The sequence below is a fragment of the Kitasatospora sp. NPDC004799 genome, from assembly GCF_040609095.1.
In the GTDB taxonomy this organism is placed as follows: domain Bacteria; phylum Actinomycetota; class Actinomycetes; order Streptomycetales; family Streptomycetaceae; genus Kitasatospora.
In genome coordinates this window covers 1-18214 of sequence record NZ_JBEXJK010000152.1, presented here as the reverse complement: position 1 = coordinate 18214, position 18214 = coordinate 1, and the positions used below count along the sequence as shown (strand labels likewise).

Here is an 18214-nt window from a genome sequence, read left to right as displayed (position 1 = left end):
CCCCCCCCCCCCCCCCGCCCCCCGCGGCCGTTCGGGGGCTCCGGGGTCAGGCGGGCCGGACGAGGCGGAGGTGGAGGGGCGGGGGGTCGAGGGGGAGGCGGGTGAGCGTGCCGGCGGCGAGGCGGTCGTGGACGGCGGAGACGGGGAGGAGGGCGATGCCGAGGCCCTGTTCGGCGCAGGCGCGGGTGACGGGGACGGCGCCGGTGTGGAGGCGTCGGACGTGGTGGCCGAGGAGGCGCCGGCCGGCGAGGTGGTAGGAGCAGGCGGGGGAGTCGACCAGGAGGCGGTGGCCGCGGAGGTCCTCGTGGGTGAGGGCGGTGGCGCCGGCGAGCGGGTGGGTCGGGGCGGCGACCAGGGCGAGGGGGACGGCCTGGAGGTCGAGGTGGTCGAGCGGGGCGGGCGGCAGGGGGAAGCCGAGGCTGCCGAGCGGGCCGGGGGCGTCGAGGACGAGGGCGGCGTCCAGGGCTCCGGCCGCGACGCCGTCGAGGAGCGCGTCCCGGTCGGGGCCGGTGTGGAGGGCGACGTCCAGCTCGGGCCGGCGGTCGGTGAGGCGGGCGAGGACGGCCGGGAGGTGGGCGGTGGTGGCCGCGAGGACGCCGAGGCGCAGGCGGGTCCGGGTGACCACGACCTCGCGGCGGGCCTGTTCGGCCTGGTCGAGCAGGCGACGGGACCAGGGCAGCAGCCGCTCCCCGGCCGAGGTGAGGGTCAGGTCGCGCCTCGCCCGGTCGAACAGGTCGGTGCCGAGGCTGAGTTCGAGGGTGCGGACCTGTTCGGTGACGGAGGCCGGGGCGAGCCCGAGCGCCACGGCCGCGCCGGTGACCGTGCGGTGGGTGACGACGGCCTCGAAGACGCGCAACTGACGTAGTTCCACTGGCTCCCCCGAACGCCTTCGCTCCCGGTGCTGCGGGACAGCGTACGGGGGCGCACGGGTGTCGTACGGGGCGTGCGGGAAACCGGGCGCCCCCTTTCAGAGGCTCACCGCCGTCTCGCGCGCCGTGTTCGGCGCGCGCACGGGCACCGGGTGGCTGAACGGCCTGTTCGTTCGGCCCGCCCGGTTCAGCCGGTGAGCGTGCCGTCGAGGTACTCCCGGACCGGCGGGAACAGGGGGTAGGGCACGTACTCGGCCAGTTCGGCGCGGGAGGCCCAGACCACCCGGTCCAGTTCGTCGGAGTCCACCACCGTGGCGGTGCCGCCGACCACCTCGCAGGCCGTGTACGACATCCGCCGCCCGTTCTGCGGATGCTCCCGCTCGCCGAGCAGCCGGGCGGCGGCGACCCGGAGGCCGGTCTCCTCGGCGGTCTCGCGGACGGCCGCCTCCTCCGGGGACTCGTTCGGCTCGACCTCCCCGGCCGGGAACTGCCAGGACAGTTCGCCCTCGGCGACCCGCCGTCGCACCATCAGCACCCGGCCGTCCCTGACGACGATCGCGACGGCGACGGCGGGCGGCTGCTGCTCGGGGTCCTGCTCGGTCATCGCTCTGCTCCTCGGGCCTGCGCCGGTGTCGACGACAGTCTGGCCCGAGCCCGGGGCCGCCGTCCGCAGGCCCTCGCCGACCGCGTGTCGGCTACCGGTGCGCAGGCCCGTAGAGCGCGGCCGGCGCACCGGTGGCCAGCGCCCAGTAGCGGTCCCCGTACGACCAGTGCCACCACTCGGTGGGGTAGTTGACGAGTCCGGCGCCGGTCAGCACGCCGCTGAGCAGCCGCCGGTTGGCGCGGGCCCGGGCGCCGATGTTCTCGGCGTGGGTGTAGCAGGCTCCGGCGCTCTCCTCCGGGCTGGCGTTGACCCTGGTGCCGAGATCGAGCTCGCGGCCGTCGGCGTCGACGAGGGTGAGGTCGACGGCGGCCCCGGCGCTGTGCGGCGAGATCTCCGGCGGGGAGACGTAGCGGCTGGCCGCCGACCTGATCCGGTCGTCCGGCCAATCGGGGTTCGCGGCCCGCAACTCGGCGGCGTACTCGTCGAAGTAGCGGCTCTGCAGCGCCGGCGGCCGGTAGCCCTCGACGAACAGCAGCCGCAGGCCGTCCGGCAGCGCCGCCTGCGCGTCGAGCAGCCGGTCGAGCACGCCGGCCCGCAGCAGCGCGAAGGCGCCGGTACCGTCCTGCTGGCGCTCGTCGACCAGCAGCGTGCTGCCGCTCCGCACGTCCGACAGCCGCTCGTCGCGGTTCCGGACGGGGATCGCGGCGACCTTCGGGTCGGACATCAGGACGATCTCGCTCAACGTGCCTCCTGGAGAAGAAGATCAAGGCTACGGGAGCGCCTCGCCGTGCTCCAGGTGTGCCCCCGGTTCGGGCCCGGTGCACTCAGCCGGTCCGCAGGCGGTCCAAGAGCTCCGGGACGCCGTCGACCCGGCGGTACGGCTTGAAGGCCGGGGCGAGTTCGCGGACCAGGGTGACGCAGCGGGGCGCGCCGATGCGGGTGGCCAGGTCGAGCGACTCGGTCGTGACGGCCACGGCCTGCTCGATGTCCCTGGCCTGCAGATGGCTCCGGGCCCGGTACGTCAGGAAGATGCCGCGCGTCTTGTCCCTGGCGCGGGGCAGCAGCGCCGTCCCCTCCGCGATCAGGGCATGGGCGTCGTCCGTCCGGCCGAGGTCGAGGAGGCACCGGCCGGAGTCCACGGCCAGGTCGGCGGGGCCCATCCACGCGCACCACCCGGGAGCGGGGTCGGCGGTTTCGACGGCGAGGGCGGATTCGGCGGCGGTCAGGTCCCGGTAGCAGGCGGAGCGGTCGCCGAGTGCCGCATGGGCCCTGGCGCGGCGGAGGAGGAGCAGGGACCGGGCGGTGGGGTGCGAGACGCCGGACAGGGCGTGTCCGATCTGGTCGACGGAGACCTTCGGCTCGCCGAGCCAGTTCGCCTGGTAGGCGAAGTCGGACAGCACTCCGGCGCCGTGGTCACGGTCGCCCGCGGCGTTCGCGGACTGCAGAGCGGCCTCCCAGAGCTTTCCGGCCGCCCAGTGCCGGCCCTGGTCGAAGCGGTGCCAGCCGCTGGTGGTGGCGAGCGAGGCGGCCAGCCGGTGGAGGCGGCGGCCGGTCGTCCCGGTGTACCGGCCGTCCTCGATGAGGTCGGTGACGGTGGCCAGGTGGGCGTCCACCAGTCGGGCGGCGTGCTGACGCTGTTCCGTGGGCATGGCCGTCAGCTTGTTGCCGGTGCCCTCCAGCCAGTCGACGAGTTCGCCGTCCACCTGCTTGCCGCTCAGGGCCGAGGAGAGGTGTTCGGGCTCGCTGGCGGCCCACTGGGCGGCCAGGCCGCCCAGGGAGATCGCGCTGAAGGTCATGAAGGTGCGGCGGTCCATGGCGGCCCTCTGTGCGTCGTGGAGTGCTCGGACGGTGTGGGTGGCTTTCAGCGGCAGCGGCTCGTCACGCCCGGGCAGCCAGTACGGCCAGCCGTACGTCTCCAGCTCCGAGAGCGGGACGTGGAAGGCCTCGGCGAGGAGGAGTTGGGAGTCGGTGTTCGGCGTCTTGCGCCAGTGCTCCCACCGGCTGATGGCCGACTTGTCGGCACCGGAGAGGAGCCCGTGACGGCGGGCGGCCCGGTCCAGTGCCGCGACGAGGTCGCGCTGCGACCAGCCGCGCAGTTCACGTGCGTAGGCGAGGGGGTGCCGGATCGGGTCGTCCACGGGGCTGATCCCATCATCGACGGTGACGGAGAGCTTACCGTCGGCGACGCCGGGACAACCCCGGGACTACGGACGATGCCTGTTCAGTGGGCGCCGGTTGGGCTGTACTCCAACCTGTCCGAACCGTTGTCTTGATGGAGCATCACGTGAAGTGGAACGCCCTCGCCGGCGCGCTCCGGGAGTCCGGGGCGCTGTCGGCCGACTGGGAGCCGGTGTTCCGGGCCGTGCCCCGTCGGCTGTTCGTTCCGGACCGGATCCACCATGGGGGCGAGTGGGTCGACCGGGCGGAACGGCCGGACGAGTGGGGCGAGTTGGCCGTCTCGGACATCCCGCTCGTGACGCAGCTGGAGGAGGACGGCAGCACGCCGTCCTCGTCCAGTTCGATGCCCACCGTCGTGGCCCAGATGCTCCGGCACCTCCAAGTCGCCGACGGCGTCCGGGTGCTGGACATCGGCACCGGCACGGGCTGGACGGCCGGGTTGCTGGCCCGCCGGCTCGGGGCGGAGAACGTCACCACCGTCGAGTCGGATTCTGGACTCGCCGCTGCCGCACGGCGCCGCCTGGAGGCAAATGGCCTGCCGGTCACGGCCGTTGTGGGTGACGGCATGCTCGGCCATCCGGCGGGCGCGCCGTACGACCGGGTCCACGTCACCGCGGCCGTGCAGCGCGTCCCCGGGGCGCTGATCGAGCAGACGGTTCCCGGGGGCGTCATCGTCGTCCCGTACGGCACGGCGTTCTGCAACGGCGGGCTGCTGAAGCTCACCGTCGCCGAGGACGGCCGGTCGGCGAGCGGGCCGTTCGTCGAGGACGTCGCCTTCGTGTGGGTGCGGGGCCAGCGCCCCGGGAGCGGCGAGTTCGAGATCGAGGACGTCCGGCACGGCCCGTCCGCACTCGACCCCGCCGCCGTGGCCGAGCACACCGACGCGGCCTTCGCGATCGGGCTGCGGCTGCCGGGCCTGTTCCGGCAGGAGGTGTGGGCGGGCTACGACCGGCTCGGGACCGGCCGGTTCGAGGTCTGGGACGGGGTCTCGTACGCCCACTGCCGCCTCGCTGACTGGGGCGGCGAGCACGCCGTCTCGCGGTCCGGCCCCCGGGAGCTGTGGGACGAGGTGACCGCCGCCCACGCCTGGTGGCGGCGGCAGGGCGAGCCGGGCCTCGACCGGTTCGGTCTGACCGTCACCGCTGCGGGCGAGCACCGGGTGTGGCTGGACGAACCGGACCGGGTGATCGGGTGACGGCTCGCGCCGCCCTTTGCGCCTGCGCCGCCCTTCTCGCTTGCGCCGCCCGCCGCCCGACGCCCGACCGCCCGCCGGCCCGGCGCGAGCGGCCGGGTCGGCGGGCGGCGTCCCGCGGTTCGGGGATCCGCGCCGCGGCGCGGATCAGTCGCGGACGAGCATCGAGGCTCCCAGGCCGCTGCAGTAGTCCTTGTTGTAGTAGACGGTGTGGAAGCCGGCCGGAACGGGCTGGTACGGGCACATCCACATGCCCGGCTTGGCCAGTTGCAGGTACCAGGCGCCGATGCCGCCGTTGCACATGGTGTCGCTGTGGAGGGTGTTGACGTACCCGGGCTGGAACGGCGAGCCCGCGCAGGTCCAGATGCCGTCCTTGACCTTCTGCATGTACCAGGCGTCGATGTTGTCGCAGCCCATGCCGTTCGGGTAGTGCTGGGTGAGCACGTACCCGGGCGGCTGCGGCGAGGTGCCGCAGGTCCACAGGCCGTCGATGGGCAGCCGCATGTACCAGGAGTCGGTGTTGTCGCACGTGCTGCTGCTGCGCATGTGGCCGGAGAGCACGTAGCCGGGCGGGATCGGCGAGCCCGCGCAGGTCCAGATGCCGTCCTTCACGGGCACCTGGAGCCACTGGCCGGCTCCGTTGCAGCCGGCCATGTGCGAGACGAGCACCCAGCCGGGCGGCACGGGCGTTCCGTTGCAGATCCACCCGATCACCGGCCCCGCGCTGGGGGCGGCCGCCTCGGTGGAGGCGGCCGCGGGCGCGGCGGCGGAAGCGGAAGCGGTGGCGGGTGCGGCACTGGCGGTGCCGGCGGCGGTGCCGGTGAGGACGGCCGCCAGCAGGGCGACCACCCCCACCAGGGCGGCGATCCGGCCCCGGAGAGCCGCGATCGAGGGGCGGTCCAGTAGTCGGTGATGCTTTCTGATCACTTCACACCAGTCCAATCGGATAGCCCGTACGACCCCGAACGATCGGGTTCGCGCCGGGTCGGGTTGTGGAGCTGGTGCGAGCGTAGCGATACTTGGAACGCTCCAATAGATCCATCATGGACATGGCAGTAGTTTGGCCGGAAATATCCGTAAGGCACCGTCAATCCGCTTTGCCGGAACTCCACTTGATCGGGTCGGAGAGGCGAGCGGAAGGCTCCGGCGGCACTGGTAGGTTCCAGGCGTGCACCGGGACATCAGCGATCTCGTCTCTCGGCTCGGCCGCCCGCTGCGGCTGATCGTCACCGGCGGTGGAACAGGTGGCCACACCTATCCGGCCCTCACCGCGATCCGCACCCTGCGCTCGCGTCTCGCTGAGGTCGACGGCACCCTGGAGGTGCTGTGGATCGGCACCGCCGCCGGCCTCGAGGCCCGGGTGACCGCCGCCGAGGACATCCCGTTCAGGACCGTCGCCACCGGGAAGATCCGGCGCTCCGCCAACCCGCTCAAGCTGGTGTCGCCCGCCAACGTCAAGGACATGGGCCGCGTTCCCCTGGGAGCGGCACAGGCCCGCTCGGCGGTCGCCGAGTTCGGCCCGGACGTGGTGCTCGGCACGGGTGGCTACGTCGCGGTGCCGGTCGGGATGGCCGCCCGGATGTGCCACCGGCCGCTGGTGGTCCATGAGCAGACCGTCCGCCTCGGCCTGGGCAACCGGGCCCTGGCCCGGATGGCGAGCCGGGTCGCGGTCTCCTCCGAGTCGACGCTCCGGTTCCTGCCCGAGTCCGCCCGCGCCACCGCCGTCGTGACCGGCAACCCGGTCCGCCCGGAGGTGCTGACCGGCCAGGGCGACAAGGCGATCCAGGCGCTCGGACTGTGGGGCTTCGACCGCTCCCTGCCGACCGTGTACGTCACCGGCGGTGCGCAGGGCTCCCAGCAGGTCAACGAGTTGGTGGGCGAGATCCTGCCGTGGCTGCTCAGCCATGCCAATGTGGTCCACCAGTGCGGGCCCAGCCACGAGGCGCGGCTGCGCGAGCGGGCGGAGACGTTGCCGGAGCAGTTGCGCCCCCGATACCTGGTGACCGGCTTCGTCGGCCCGGAGCTGCCGGACGTGCTCGCCCTCGCGGATGTCGTGGTCTCGCGCAGCGGCGCGGGGACGCTGGCCGAGCTGACCGCGCTGGGCCGGGCCGCGGTGTTCATCCCGCTGGCAACCTCGGCCGGGAACGAGCAGGAGCACAACGCCCGTCACCTGGCGGAGGCCGGAGCAGCGGTCGCCCTGCTCGGCCGGGCCACGCCGGACACCCTCCAAGCCGCGATCGGCCCGCTGCTGACCGACCGGCCCGCCGCGCGGAGATCGCGCGACGGGCCGCCGAGCACGGCCGGCCGGACGCCGCCGACCGCCTCGCGGACGTGCTGCTGTCGGTCGTGGACCGCTAGTCAGCGGGCTTTCGCCGTCATCGAGCTGTCCGTCGTCGTTGTTGTCACGGGCAGGAGACGAGGGGCGGGGTGATGGGTTCAGGAGTGAGCGCGCTCGATGGCTTCGAAGATGTCCGCATCGGTTTCCTGCTGCCAGGCGGGCAGGTCGGCCCAGTCGGCGACGTAGCCCGGCTTGGGGTTGTCGATGTGCTTGTGGATCTGGGCGATCCAGCACGTCGCGACGAACCGGCCCTTCTGCTCCCGGGTGAGCTTGGCCGTGTTGCCGCCGCTCACGCTGATGAAGTCGCGGACCTGGCCGAACACGGCAGCGGCGCACTCGCGCTCCCAGTCGGGGGTTTCCTCCCAGGGGGCGACATAGCCGGCCTTCGGCTGGCCCGGGTAGTGCTTCGAGACGCCCGCGATCCACGCTTCGCGGAAGATTCGTCCGTCAGACGGCATGCGTCACTCCCTTGTCAGACGACGCTGTCGAGCGCCGAGATCTCCTGGTGCAATGCTGAGGCCCGGCCATCGGCCACGAGGGGTTCGAGGCGCTTCCTGACACCCTGCAACTTCCTGCCGATGTAGCCCGAACCAGTCTGGCCCACCAGCTCCAGAGCAGCGCGAGTGTAGTGACCCGCCTGGTCGAGATCACGGCGTTCGGCACCCAGAGCTGCCAACTCCGCGAGCACCGCACCTCGGCGGCGCAGCGAGAGCTGCTGCGAGAGCGCGGCTGTCAGCGCTCGCTCTGCCAGGTCCGGGCGGCCGAGTGCGAGGTAGCAGGTTCCGCGTTCCTCGGCGAGGCGGGAACCGTCGAAACGAAGCCAGCCGCCGTTGTGAAGCTGCCCGGACAGGGTGTGTACCTGCTCGGCGCTATCGAGTGCCCGCTTGGTCGCATCGAGGTCGCCGAGACCCGCGTGAACCTCTGCCTGGACGGCTGCCACCCAGTATCGGGTCGAGAGCCGGGGGTCTCCTCGATCGGCGACTTGAGAGGCGGCTGCCAGTATCGGAGCCGCGACGGCGAACCGACGCTCGTAGAGTTCTACGAAGGCGTGCCGGGTCAGTGCACAAGCCCACAAGTCGAAGGCGCCGGCTTCCCGGCTCGCGCTGGCGGCCAGGGTATAGCAGTGCGCGGCGTCGGCGTACCGGTTGGCGTCGAAGAAGATTTCGCCGGCGAGCTGATACAGATCCGCCACCAGCGTGCAGAGCTGCTGTCGCGAAGCATCGCTCTGGTTTTCTCCCAGTCCCTTGGCCAGGACGCCGAGTTGATGTCGAACAATCGGGTACACGGCTTGCTTGGAGTCGGAGAGGCTGAACACCTTCCACAGGTGCGAGTTCAGCTCAGGCCCGGTTTCTGTCAGTGATGCAGCCACTCCGGACCGGGGCGAGGGCTTGTCGGAGCCCGGCAGGGCCATGAGCGCGCCGGTCGTGGCGAGCAGACTCAGGACATCTCGGCGCTTCATGTCGTCAGTATCACCAGGAGGTGGGGTAACGGCGTAGACCACCGAACGGTCAGGGGCCAGCACCTCTGGTGCGAGGAGGTCCGCCAGCTCCTCCGGGGTGACCTTGAGGAACCTCGCCAGCTTGGGATGGACGTACCCCTGCGGGTCGGTCTTGCCGGCCTCCCAGCGGGTCACCGTGGAGACCGCCACTCCCAGCTCGTTGGCGAACTCCTCCTGACTGTAGCCCAGCGCCTTCCGGCGCTTCGCGAGCCTGTTCCTTTTCGGAGCCACGGCCGCCTCCGCTCGGATCGGAGTGTCCAGGTCAGGCTGGACAGTGCGTTGATTATGCCCGACGGATGCTCACCTTTTGCTCTGATTCGTGACAACTCCTCTGCCGTTCACTGGATGTCGTCGGCCGACTCCGTCGGCCCCCACACCCGCCTTCCGGGAGACCGCGAACTCCCGGCCGGGCGTGGGGCATGACCGGCCGGGCTGTACCCACCGTGCACGACTGCTCCCCCTTCGGCGAGCAGGACAACGCGAATTGGAGAGACACATGAGCACCACCGTCAAGCCCGGCGTCGAGCTGGACGAGTTGGGCAAGTTCTTCACGATCGCCGCGCGCCGGATCGACGCGGGCGAGGTCGCGCCGCAGGTGTTCTCCGCCGCCGTGGATGCGGCGTGGCACCGGCTCGTCGCGGACCCGGCCGTGTACCAGGCGTTCACGCTGCAGCACGCCGGCCGCCCGCTCGCCCACGTCGAGAGCGCCGGCACCGGCTACATCTCCTGGGTGTCCGCGTACGAGGAGGCGTACGGGGCCCTGCCGGAGGTCTGGTTCGCCGAGGCCGACGGCACGGTCGACACCGGGGCCCTGGCCCGCTACCGCGAGACGGGCGAGGTCTGGGCGGAGTGGGACTGCTCGCCCGCGCCCGGCGACGGCGACGACCTGATCCCGCCGGTGACCACCCGGTGATCACCGCACCATCCGACGGGGCGTCCCGGCCGACCGCCGGGGCGCTCCGCCTCACCGAAGCCCGCACGGAGAGCCCCGTCAGCGTGGATGTGGACGGGTACCTCGCCGGGCTGTACGAGCACTGCCCGTTCCTGCGGCCGTCCACCCGGAGGCGCATGACCGGGTGGACGGTCTACGAGATCGCTCCGGGCAGCCACCGGTACGCCGTGGAGGCCGAGTTGTCCCACGCCGGGGTCCAGGCCTCGGAGTGGATCCGCCCGCTGATGCCCCGGCCGTACGGCCTCCTCGCGTGCGAGAACATCGTGCTGCTCGGGCACTGCGAGGGGGCGGACCATCGCGAGTTGCTGACCTGGCCGCACTGGGCGCTGAAGCACCTCTACGCCCCGGTCGGGGTCATGGTCGGCAAGTTCCCCCAGGGCGCCGTCGAGACCGGCCGGCGCAGGCAGAACATCCCGCCGCCGCCCTTCTCGTTCCTCCCGGTACGGGCGGGCGTGCGGCCGTTGGACCCGCGATTCCTGGAGACCACCCCGGACCTCGCGGCGGCGTTGGCGGTCTCGGCCGACGACGGCCGCGACGTCTTCGAGCACATCCCTTGCGAATGGAAGGCAGTTCGAGAATGGGCGAGTTCCCTGCCGAGGCCCGGGCGGCACTGAGGGTCGCGGAGATTGCCTGCGGGCCGGTCGCGCTGAAGGCGATCAGCAACCGGCGGGGTTCGGCGGTGTGGAAGGCCAGTGGCCCGCGCGGGGTGGTGGGCATCAAGCTCGGCACCGGCGAGGCCGCCGAGGTCACCGCCCGCGAAGCCGCCGTCCTGGACCAGCTCCCCGGCTGCACCGTGACCGCCGGCCGTTTCGCCGACGGAACCTGGTACGTCACCCCGTGGCTGGCCGGACCGTCCACGTGGCAGGTCTTCCGCCCTGTCCGTAAGGGCGACGGCGGACGGAAGGAAGCCCTCGCTGCTGCGGTGGGGTTGTGCCGAGCGGTGGCGGGCCTCCACGCCGATGGGTGGGTGCACGGGGACCTCCAGCCCGCGCACGGCATCCACGGCGAGGACGGAACGGTACGCCTCCTCGACTTCGCCTGGACCCGGCGGATCGGCAGCACCCCTTGGACCGCGTTCCACGGCACGATGATCCACCTCACCGCGCCCGAACTCGCCGCCCGGATCATCAACGGCCCCCAGCCCGTCGAGACGACCCAGCCCGCCGACGTCTACGCCCTTGCCGGCACCCTGTGGACCTGCGTCACCGGAAGGTGGCCGCTGGACTACGCCACCGCCGGCCTCGAAAAGGGAGCCCCGGTGGAGGCGATCCGCAAGGCCGTCGCCCACCGGGCCGTCCCGATGTCCACCGCGATGCCCTGGCCCGCCCTCCAGGCCCGGCTGCGCTACGTCCTGCTGGCCGCCCCCGACGACCGGCCGACCGCCGCCGAACTGGCGAAGCTCATCGAAACGGTGGACGCGTGATCGAGCTGCGCGAGCTGGGCACCGGCGACGCCGAGGCCCTACTACGGATCTACAGTGCGGAGTCGACCAGGTACCTGGGCCGGGCACCGATGAACGCCGACGAGGCCCGCTACCGCAGCCGCGACATCGTCGTGGCTGCGGCGAGGTGGCCGCGCACGCGGTACGTGCTCGGCCTCGTCGTGGACGGTGATCTCCTCGGTGTCGTCAAGCTCCACTGCGACCGTCCTGTCGCCGCCGTCAGCTACATCCTGCGGGCGGACGCCTGGGGCCGGGGCTACGCCACCGAAGGAGTCCGCAAGATCCTCGACCTCGCCTTCGGCCGCCTCGGCCTGCCGATGGTCCGTGCCAAGCATCACGTGGACAACCCCGCCTCCGGTCGAGTCCTGCTCAAGGCAGGCTTCACGCCGACCGGCGAGCACAACGGATTCATCACCTACGCCGCGCAGGCCGATCAACCGGTCATCATTTGTGGTCGGGATCTCGGCGCGCCCCGGGCTTGCGGGCCCGGGGCGCGCGCCGGGTCGTATGCGCTAGCGCCGCCCGAGCGGGTGATGTGAGTGAGGGTTACGCATCAGGACAGCGACTACCGTGCTCGGGGATCGTCTCGTGATGAGGCCTGAACCGTTGGAGAGCGACATCAACGCCAGTGCTGACCCGATTGTCTGGATCCGCAGCGACACCTGCGGCCTCGGCCCCTATCGGGCCGACCTGGTCGAGACGTACTGGCGGTGGGAGCAGGACCCCGCAGTGCTCGTCGGCTATGGGCGGCAGCAGCCCGAGTCGCTGGAGGCTCGTGCCGAGGGGATGGCCCGCCAACTGCGCGGTGAAAACATCAGGTTCACCATTTACGACCTCACGGGGGAGGCGGCCGTTCCGGTCGGGGTCGCCACGTTGCTGCCGGATCTCTCCGTCCGGACCGCCGAGTACGTGGTCATGCTCGCTCCTGAGGCGCGGGGGAGGGGATGGGCACCTCGGCGACGAGGCTGGTGCTCGACTACGGCTTCCATGTCACCAACCTGCGGATGATCTGGCTCAAGGTCCTCGCCCCGAATGCGGGGGCGGTGAGGGCCTACGAGAAGGCGGGGTTCCGCGTTGCAGGCACGCTTCGGCAGGCTGGGTACTGGCTCGGCCAGGTGTGTGATGAGCTGATGATGGATGCGTTGGCGTCAGAGTGTTCCGGGCCCTCGGTGATTTCCCCGCTTGTGCCGTAGGTGTGCGCGCCCCCACGTGCGCGTTTGCGCCGCCTGAATGGGTGATCAGGAGCGGAGTTTGATGGGGCGTTACGGCATTACGGTGAAGATTGCGGTGCCGGGTGCTCGGGAGGAGTGCTCGGTGCGTGAGCGCAAGAGTTACCCCGGCGGTGCGCCAACACCCCGGGGTTCGGCACCAGGAGAGAAGAGCTCCACGATGCAGATTCATCGTATCCCTCGGCATGCGCCCGGGTACACGATCCTCGACAACGGCCATGTCGTCCGTAAGCACTCGCTGAGTTGGGCGGCGCGCGGGCTGCTGACCTATCTCCTCAGCCTGCCGGACGGGGCGCGGGAGGACGTCCGCACGCTCGCCGCGAAAAGTGTCGAAGGGCGGACGACCGTTGCCCGAGCGCTCAGGGAACTGGAGGCGGCGGGGCACTACGTGCGTCGTACGCTGCGCGACCCGCTGACGGGGCAGGTGCGGACGGTCGTTTCCGTTCATGAGGTGCCGGTGACGGGCAAGGCGGTGCACACGGTGCCGCCGCTTCCCGCGCCTCCGGCCGCCGGTGAACCTGGACCTGGGGTGCCAGGCGGCGGGAAGGCGGGAAGCCCTTCCAAGGACCTGGAAACCAAGGACGTGGAAGAGCCTTCCGTCCGTCCTCCTGAGAAGTTGACGGCGGGCATGGCGCTGCTGCTCGACGTCGGGCGGCGGGAGCCCCGGATGGCGCTGGCGGGGAAGCCGCTGTGCGACCAGGCCGCGCGGGTCGAAGGGTTGCTCGCGGGTGGGTGGACGCGGGACGCGCTGGCGGGGATCATCGCGGCTCCGCTGCCGGACAAGATCACGCACAGCGTGGGGGCGATCGTGGCCGCGCGGATCACCAGGCTTCCCGCCGTGCCCGCGCCCAGGCAGGAGAGCGGCGGCGGCCCGAGGAAGCACGAGTGCCCCGGGCGGGGTGGGATGTGCGGGCGGCCCGTCGCCGCTGCCGGGCAGGTGTGCGGGATGTGCCGTTAGCGCTCCGGCGGGCGGAAGGTGACCGGGGCGTCGAAGGCGGCGCGGCGGGTCGTCCGGCGCAGGGCGCGCAGGACGGGGGTGCCGAGGGTGAGGCAGAGCACCACGGTGAGGGCTGCCCGGGGCAGGTCCCAACCGAGCGACGTGGTCAGGCAGTAGGCGGCGAAGCGGACCAGGTTGGCGGGCAGGGGGTCGCCCGGTACGAAGGAGATGGAGCCGGCCAGGCCGCCGATGTACGGCCAGCCCTGGAGGTTCATGATCGTGCCGTAGAGGAGGGAAGCCAGGGCTCCGTAGGTAGCCAGCAGCAGGAGTTCGCGGCGGCCGCGCAGGGAGGCGGCCCCCGGCAGCAGCCCGGCGCCGAGGCAGACCCAGCCCATGGCCAGCATCTGGAACGGCAGCCACGGCCCGACCCCGCCGGTCAGCAGCGCGGAGGCGAACATCGACAGCGAACCCAGGACGAAGCCGAAGCCCGGGCCCAACACCCGCCCGGACAACACCATCAGGAAGAACATCGGCTCCAGCCCCGCCGTCCCCGCCCCGAGCGGCCGCAGTGCCGCGCCCGCCGCCGCCAGGACGCCGAGCAGGGCGACCGACTTGGCGTCCAGCCCGGGCGCCCCGCCACCCGCCGTGCGGCCCTCGGAGATCTGGGCGATGACGACGGCGAGCAGAAGCGGCAACAACAGCGCGAACAGCCACGGCGCGTCCGCCGAGTGCCCGACCAGCGCCGACTCGGTCGATGCGAGCAGCGGCCAGCCGAAGGCGGCGACGCCGACGAAGGAGACGGACAACAGCGCCGCCACGGACCGGCGCCCCAGCGGGACGGGACGAGTGCTCATGCGCCCAGCGCCTCCGCGACCTGCCCGACGGTGAGCCACGGCCCGGGCGCCAGCACCTTGGCGACCTGCGGGGCGAAGGCCGGGGAGGAGACCACCACCTCCGCCGTCGGCCCGTCCGCGACGATCTCGCCCTCGGCCAGGATCACCGTGCGGTGGGCGAGTTCGGCGGCCAGTTCGACGTCGTGGGTGGCGAGCAGCACGGCGTGGTCCTCGGCCGCCAGGCCGCGCAGGATCTCCACCAGCCGGGCCTTGGCGGCGTAGTCGAGGCCGCGGGTCGGCTCGTCCAGGAGCAGCAGCGGGGGCCGGGCGGTGAGCACCACGGCGAGGGCGAGGGTGAGCCGCTGCCCCTCGGAGAGGTCGCGCGGGTGGGTGCCGTCGGCGATGCCGGGCAGCAGGCGTTCGACCAGGGCGCGGCAGGTGCCGGCGGCGGCGCCCGCGTCGCGGTCGGCCGCGGCGCACTCGGCGGCGACCGACTCGCCGTACAGCAGGTCGCGCGGGTCCTGCGGGACGAGGCCGACCTCGCGGATCAGTTCGGCGGGGCGGGTGCGGTGCGGGGTGCGGCCGCCGACCTTGACGCTGCCGGAGGCGGGGGCGTGCAGGCCGACCAGGCTGCCCAGCAGGGTGGACTTGCCGGCGCCGTTGCGGCCCATCAGGGCGGTGATCTCGCCGGGGCGGAGCGCGAGGTCCACGCCGCGCAGCGCCGGGACGGGGCCGCGCCGGACGGCGAGGCGGTCGGTGGTGGCGATGGGGGTACCGGACGAGGAGTCGACGGTGGCCGGCGCCCGGCCGTCGAGTGCGGCGCGCAGCGGCGCGGCCTTGCGGCGAGCGTCGCGCACCGAGAGCGGCAGCGGCCGCCAGCCCGCGAGCCGGCCGAGGCCGACCACCGGCGGGTGCACCGGCGAGTGCGCCATCACCTCGGCCGGCTCACCTAGCACCGGGGGCGCGTCCGGGGTGAGCAGCAGCACCTGGTCGGCGTACTGGACGACCCGCTCCAGTCGGTGCTCGGCCATCAGCACGGTGGTGCCGAGGTCGTGCACCAGCCGCTGCAGGACGGACAGCACCTCCTCGGCCGCGCCCGGGTCGAGCGCCGAGGTGGGCTCGTCCAGGACCAGCACGCGCGGGTGCACGGTGAGCACCGAGCCGATCGCGACGCGCTGCTGCTGGCCGCCGGAGAGGGAGTTCAGCGAGCGGTCGCGCAGGTCGGCGAGGCCGAGCAGGTCGAGGGTCTCCTCGACCCGGCGGCGCATCACGTCGCCCGGCAGGCCCAAGGACTCCATGCCGTAGGCGAGTTCGTCCTCCACCGTGTCGGTGACGAAGTGGGCCAGTGGGTCCTGGCCCACCGTGCCGACCAGGTCGGCGAGTTCGCGCGGCCGGTGCTCGCGGGTGTCCCGGCCGCCGACGGTGACCCGGCCGTGCAGCACCCCGCCGGTGAAGTGCGGCACCAGGCCGCTGACCGTCCCCAGCAGGGTGGACTTGCCGGAGCCGGACGGGCCCACCAGCAGGCAGAGTTCGCCCTCGGGGACGGTGAGGTCGACGCCGTTCAGCACGGGCGCGGCGGAGTCCGCGTACCGGACGGAGACCTGCTCGAAGGTGATCACGATGCCCTCCGGGGCGGGGTCGGGGCGGCGAACGCCGGTACCAGGCCGAGCAGGACGGTCAGCACGGCGGCCAGCGGCAGCGCGGGGACGGTCGGCGGGACGACGGTGGGGGCGAAGGCGGCTGGGTCCTGCGCGGCCAGGTAGGTGGTGAGGGCCGCCACGGCCGCCCCGGAACCGGCGGTCAGCCACTCCGGTACGGCCCAAGGGTCGGGCCGGTAGCGACTTCTGACGGACCGTCGGCTGCCGAGCAGCAGCCCGGCGAAGGCGGCGGCCAGGCCGAGCAGCAGGACGGGCAGCGCCCAGCCCGCGCCGCCGGCCGTCAGCAGCCCGTACGCGGCCAGGCAGACCCCGAGCAGCCCGGCCAGGGTGAGCGCGGCCGTCGCCCGGGCGAGCCGGCGCGGGACGTCGGCGGTGCGGCCGAAGCCCCGGGTGTCCATCGCGGCGGCCAGTGCGACGGACCGCTCCAACGCGCCCTCCAGCACCGGGAGTCCGACACTCAGCACGGCCGCGACGCCCTTGTCGGAGCGGCCGCGCAGCCGCCGTGCGGCGCGCAGTCGGCGGACGTCCGCGACCAGGTTCGGCGCGAAGGTCATCGCCACGACGACGGCGACGCCCGCCTCGTAGAGCGCGCCGGGCAGGGCGCGCAGCAGCCGGGCCGGGCTGGCCAGGGAGTTGGCGGCGCCGACGCAGATCAGCAGGGTGGCCAGCCGCAGCCCGTCGTACAGCGCCGCGAGCAGGCCCTCGACGGTGACCCGGCCGCCGATCCGCACGCCCTGCGCCCAGGCGGGCAACGGGACTTCGGGCAGGGTGAACAGCACGTGGGTGCCGGGGATCGGGGAGCCGAGGAAGACCGCGAACACCAGCCGGATGCCGAGCACCAGCAGGCCGAGGCGCAGGAACGCCCCGTACGAACGCGACCAGGGCGCGTCGCCGCGCCGGGCCGCGACCACGTACCCGGCGACGGCGGCGAGCAGCAGCAGGATCGCCGGGTTGGTGGTCCTGGTCGCCGCCGCGCCCAGCCCGAGTGCCCACAACCACCAGGCCCCGGGGTGCAGTTGACGGGGGCCGGTGGGCGGTCGGGTGCTACGGGCGGTGCTGCTCACGGGGGTTCCTGGATCGGGTGGGTTAGGAGTGACGGCGGCGGCGCGCCTGCCAGACGGCGCCGCCGGCGAGGACGGCGACCAGCGCGCCACCGGCGATCAGGCCGATGCCGGGGCCGCTGCCGTGGTCGCTCGACGTGGCGTCGGTACCCGGCTGGGCCGCGCCCGCCGCGCCGACCTGGTCGCCGCAGCCCGCCTTCGGGTAGCCGGCGATGGCGCACAGCAGCCCGTTGGTGTCGTAGCGCAGCGGCGGGGCGACGGCGGCCAGCACCTCGGCCGAGGTGGCGCGGGGCGCGACGACGGCGCAGGCGGTGCGCTGTTCGGGCACGGCCGCGGAACTGTCGGCGGCGGAAGCGGGGGAGGAGGCACCGGGCGAGGAGGCACCGGGGGAGGAGGCACCGGAAGCGGAGGCGCCGGAAGAGGAGCCGGCGTCCGCGGCGGTCCCGAAGTCCAGCACGACGGCCACCCGCTTGCGGCCCTCCTGCGCGGGCGTGTCCGCGCAGAGGGCGGCGAAGCTCCCGGCCGCCCGCGGCTTCGCGGCGTCCCGGCCGCCGTCCGGGCTGAGCGCGAACCGCCACCCGTCCACCGCCCCGTCCGGCGGCACCGCGACGGCGGGCCCCTGCTGCTGGTACGTCCAGCTCCCGTCCTCGGCGCCGCGCCAGAACGACCAGTACCGGTACCCGGCCGCCTGCGCGGGCGCGGCGGAGGCGAGCACCAGCACCGCCCCGAGGAGGGGGAGGAGCAGCGCGGCGACGGTCCGCCGCGGGCGCCGGGCCGAGCCGCCCGGCCCGCCCGGCGCACCGTAGGGAACAGCCCGCATCAGAGGTGCGGGTTGCGCTTGCGCTGGAGGCTGAGGAGCAGCCCGCCGCCGATGCCGACCAGCAGGCCGACCCCGATCAGCCAGTACTGCCCGATGCCGCCCTCGTCCTTCTTCTTCTCCGCCGGAGCGGACGTCGCCGCCGCCGAGGCCGCGGCCGCCTTGGGCGCCGGCCCGAGCCCGGTGAGCCGGCCGGTCAGGGCGGCGGTGTCGCGGTGCGCGGCCTGGGAGACCAGCAGCAGCGTGGCCGTGGCGCCCGCGTCGGTGTCGCCCTTGGTCCAGGCGTCGCCCTCCTTGGCGAGCCAGTCGACGGCGCCGGTGGCCTGCTGCGGGTGGCCGCTCTGGATGAGGGAGAGCGCGGCCCAGGCGGTGGCGGTGTAGTCCGGCTTCGGCTCGGCGCCCGGGGTGGTGAGGGTGAGGTGGTCGCCGCCCGCCGCGAGCTGGGCGGTGAGGTAGGCGCCGGCGGCCTCGCCGGAGTCCGCGTGCGGGACCGGCGCCGCGGCGGCCGGGGCGTCGGTGGCGCACGCCAGCGCCTTGGGCGCGGCGTCGGCGCGCACCGAGCCGGCGACTGGCAGGTGGCCGCCGCCCGCGGCGAGCGCGGCCTGGC

At 73.4% G+C, this 18214-nt stretch carries 19 protein-coding genes and 2 pseudogenes; 9 read left to right on the top strand and 12 right to left on the bottom strand.

What is annotated here, in order from left to right:
• Window positions 1–46 precede the first annotated feature (46 nt).
• The 4 genes from ABZW03_RS20245 to ABZW03_RS20230 all read right to left on the bottom strand — a co-directional run bounded on the left by ABZW03_RS20245 (window position 47) and on the right by ABZW03_RS20230 (window position 3611).
• Window positions 47–856 carry a LysR family transcriptional regulator gene (locus tag ABZW03_RS20245; RefSeq protein ID WP_355259814.1) on the bottom strand — a complete coding sequence of 270 codons (810 nt, stop codon included), beginning with the start codon at window positions 854–856 and terminating at the stop codon, window positions 47–49.
• Window positions 857–1056: 200 nt separating this feature from the next.
• Complete coding sequence (locus tag ABZW03_RS20240; RefSeq protein ID WP_355259811.1) at window positions 1057–1473, bottom strand: NUDIX hydrolase; 417 nt, start codon at window positions 1471–1473, stop codon at window positions 1057–1059.
• Window positions 1474–1564: 91 nt separating this feature from the next.
• Window positions 1565–2215 carry a M15 family metallopeptidase gene (locus ABZW03_RS20235; RefSeq protein WP_355259808.1) on the bottom strand — a complete coding sequence of 217 codons (651 nt, stop codon included), beginning with the start codon at window positions 2213–2215 and terminating at the stop codon, window positions 1565–1567.
• Window positions 2216–2297: 82 nt separating this feature from the next.
• Window positions 2298–3611 carry a helix-turn-helix transcriptional regulator gene (locus ABZW03_RS20230; protein ID WP_355259805.1) on the bottom strand — a complete coding sequence of 438 codons (1314 nt, stop codon included), beginning with the start codon at window positions 3609–3611 and terminating at the stop codon, window positions 2298–2300.
• 134 nt (window positions 3612–3745) lie between these two features.
• On the opposite strand from ABZW03_RS20230, the gene ABZW03_RS20225 reads away from it, so the two are divergent.
• Complete coding sequence (locus tag ABZW03_RS20225; RefSeq protein WP_355259802.1) at window positions 3746–4846, top strand: methyltransferase domain-containing protein; 1101 nt, start codon at window positions 3746–3748, stop codon at window positions 4844–4846.
• Window positions 4847–4990: 144 nt separating this feature from the next.
• On the opposite strand, the gene ABZW03_RS20220 is transcribed toward ABZW03_RS20225, so the two are convergent.
• On the bottom strand, window positions 4991–5770 hold the full coding sequence (locus tag ABZW03_RS20220; RefSeq protein WP_355259800.1) for a hypothetical protein: 780 nt from the start codon (window positions 5768–5770) through the stop codon (window positions 4991–4993).
• Between the two features lie 286 nt (window positions 5771–6056).
• On the opposite strand from ABZW03_RS20220, the pseudogene ABZW03_RS20215 reads away from it, so the two are divergent.
• Window positions 6057–7201: pseudogene (locus ABZW03_RS20215) on the top strand (UDP-N-acetylglucosamine--N-acetylmuramyl-(pentapeptide) pyrophosphoryl-undecaprenol N-acetylglucosamine transferase).
• Window positions 7202–7279: 78 nt separating this feature from the next.
• On the opposite strand, the gene ABZW03_RS20210 reads toward ABZW03_RS20215, so the two are convergent.
• Entirely contained in the window at window positions 7280–7639 is a 360-nt protein-coding gene (locus tag ABZW03_RS20210) for a hypothetical protein (RefSeq protein WP_355259797.1), read from the bottom strand.
• A 14-nt stretch (window positions 7640–7653) separates the two neighbouring features.
• Entirely contained in the window at window positions 7654–8910 is a 1257-nt protein-coding gene (locus ABZW03_RS20205) for a helix-turn-helix transcriptional regulator (protein WP_355259794.1), read from the bottom strand.
• A 265-nt stretch (window positions 8911–9175) separates the two neighbouring features.
• Between ABZW03_RS20205 and ABZW03_RS20200 the strand changes: the two genes are divergently transcribed.
• The 7 genes from ABZW03_RS20200 to ABZW03_RS20170 all read left to right on the top strand — a co-directional run bounded on the left by ABZW03_RS20200 (window position 9176) and on the right by ABZW03_RS20170 (window position 13259).
• Window positions 9176–9592 carry a hypothetical protein gene (locus ABZW03_RS20200; protein WP_355259791.1) on the top strand — a complete coding sequence of 139 codons (417 nt, stop codon included), beginning with the start codon at window positions 9176–9178 and terminating at the stop codon, window positions 9590–9592.
• 83 nt (window positions 9593–9675) lie between these two features.
• Window positions 9676–10245 carry a hypothetical protein gene (locus ABZW03_RS20195; protein ID WP_355259788.1) on the top strand — a complete coding sequence of 190 codons (570 nt, stop codon included), beginning with the start codon at window positions 9676–9678 and terminating at the stop codon, window positions 10243–10245.
• Complete coding sequence (locus ABZW03_RS20190; protein WP_355259785.1) at window positions 10209–11054, top strand: hypothetical protein; 846 nt, start codon at window positions 10209–10211, stop codon at window positions 11052–11054. The genes ABZW03_RS20195 and ABZW03_RS20190 overlap by 37 nt, the downstream gene beginning before the upstream one ends.
• Window positions 11051–11611: a GNAT family N-acetyltransferase gene (locus ABZW03_RS20185; RefSeq protein ID WP_355259782.1), complete on the top strand. Its 561-nt coding sequence runs from the start codon at window positions 11051–11053 to the stop codon at window positions 11609–11611. Before ABZW03_RS20190 ends, ABZW03_RS20185 begins: the two co-directional genes overlap by 4 nt.
• Window positions 11612–11678: 67 nt before the next feature.
• A complete protein-coding gene (locus ABZW03_RS20180) occupies window positions 11679–12080 on the top strand; it encodes a hypothetical protein (RefSeq protein WP_355259817.1) in 402 nt (133 codons plus the stop codon).
• A complete protein-coding gene (locus ABZW03_RS20175) occupies window positions 12017–12265 on the top strand; it encodes a GNAT family protein (protein WP_355259779.1) in 249 nt (82 codons plus the stop codon). The genes ABZW03_RS20180 and ABZW03_RS20175 overlap by 64 nt, the downstream gene beginning before the upstream one ends.
• A gap of 196 nt (window positions 12266–12461) precedes the next feature.
• Complete coding sequence (locus ABZW03_RS20170) at window positions 12462–13259, top strand: helix-turn-helix domain-containing protein (protein ID WP_355259776.1); 798 nt, start codon at window positions 12462–12464, stop codon at window positions 13257–13259.
• On the opposite strand, the gene ABZW03_RS20165 is transcribed toward ABZW03_RS20170, so the two are convergent.
• From ABZW03_RS20165 to ABZW03_RS20145, 5 genes and pseudogenes are all read right to left on the bottom strand, one after another.
• The gene (locus tag ABZW03_RS20165) at window positions 13256–14092 is read right to left on the bottom strand and encodes an ECF transporter S component (protein WP_355259773.1); all 837 of its coding nucleotides are present in this window, start codon (window positions 14090–14092) and stop codon (window positions 13256–13258) included. The genes ABZW03_RS20170 and ABZW03_RS20165 overlap by 4 nt on opposite strands.
• Complete coding sequence (locus ABZW03_RS20160; RefSeq protein ID WP_355259771.1) at window positions 14089–15690, bottom strand: ATP-binding cassette domain-containing protein; 1602 nt, start codon at window positions 15688–15690, stop codon at window positions 14089–14091. Before ABZW03_RS20160 ends, ABZW03_RS20165 begins: the two co-directional genes overlap by 4 nt.
• Window positions 15687–16793 carry a CbiQ family ECF transporter T component gene (locus ABZW03_RS20155; protein ID WP_355259768.1) on the bottom strand — a complete coding sequence of 369 codons (1107 nt, stop codon included), beginning with the start codon at window positions 16791–16793 and terminating at the stop codon, window positions 15687–15689. The genes ABZW03_RS20160 and ABZW03_RS20155 overlap by 4 nt, the downstream gene beginning before the upstream one ends.
• A gap of 22 nt (window positions 16794–16815) precedes the next feature.
• Entirely contained in the window at window positions 16816–17610 is a 795-nt protein-coding gene (locus ABZW03_RS20150) for an SCO2322 family protein (RefSeq protein WP_355259765.1), read from the bottom strand.
• Window positions 17610–18214: pseudogene (locus tag ABZW03_RS20145) on the bottom strand (hypothetical protein); the annotation flags it as partial. The gene ABZW03_RS20150 and the pseudogene ABZW03_RS20145, both read right to left, overlap by 1 nt.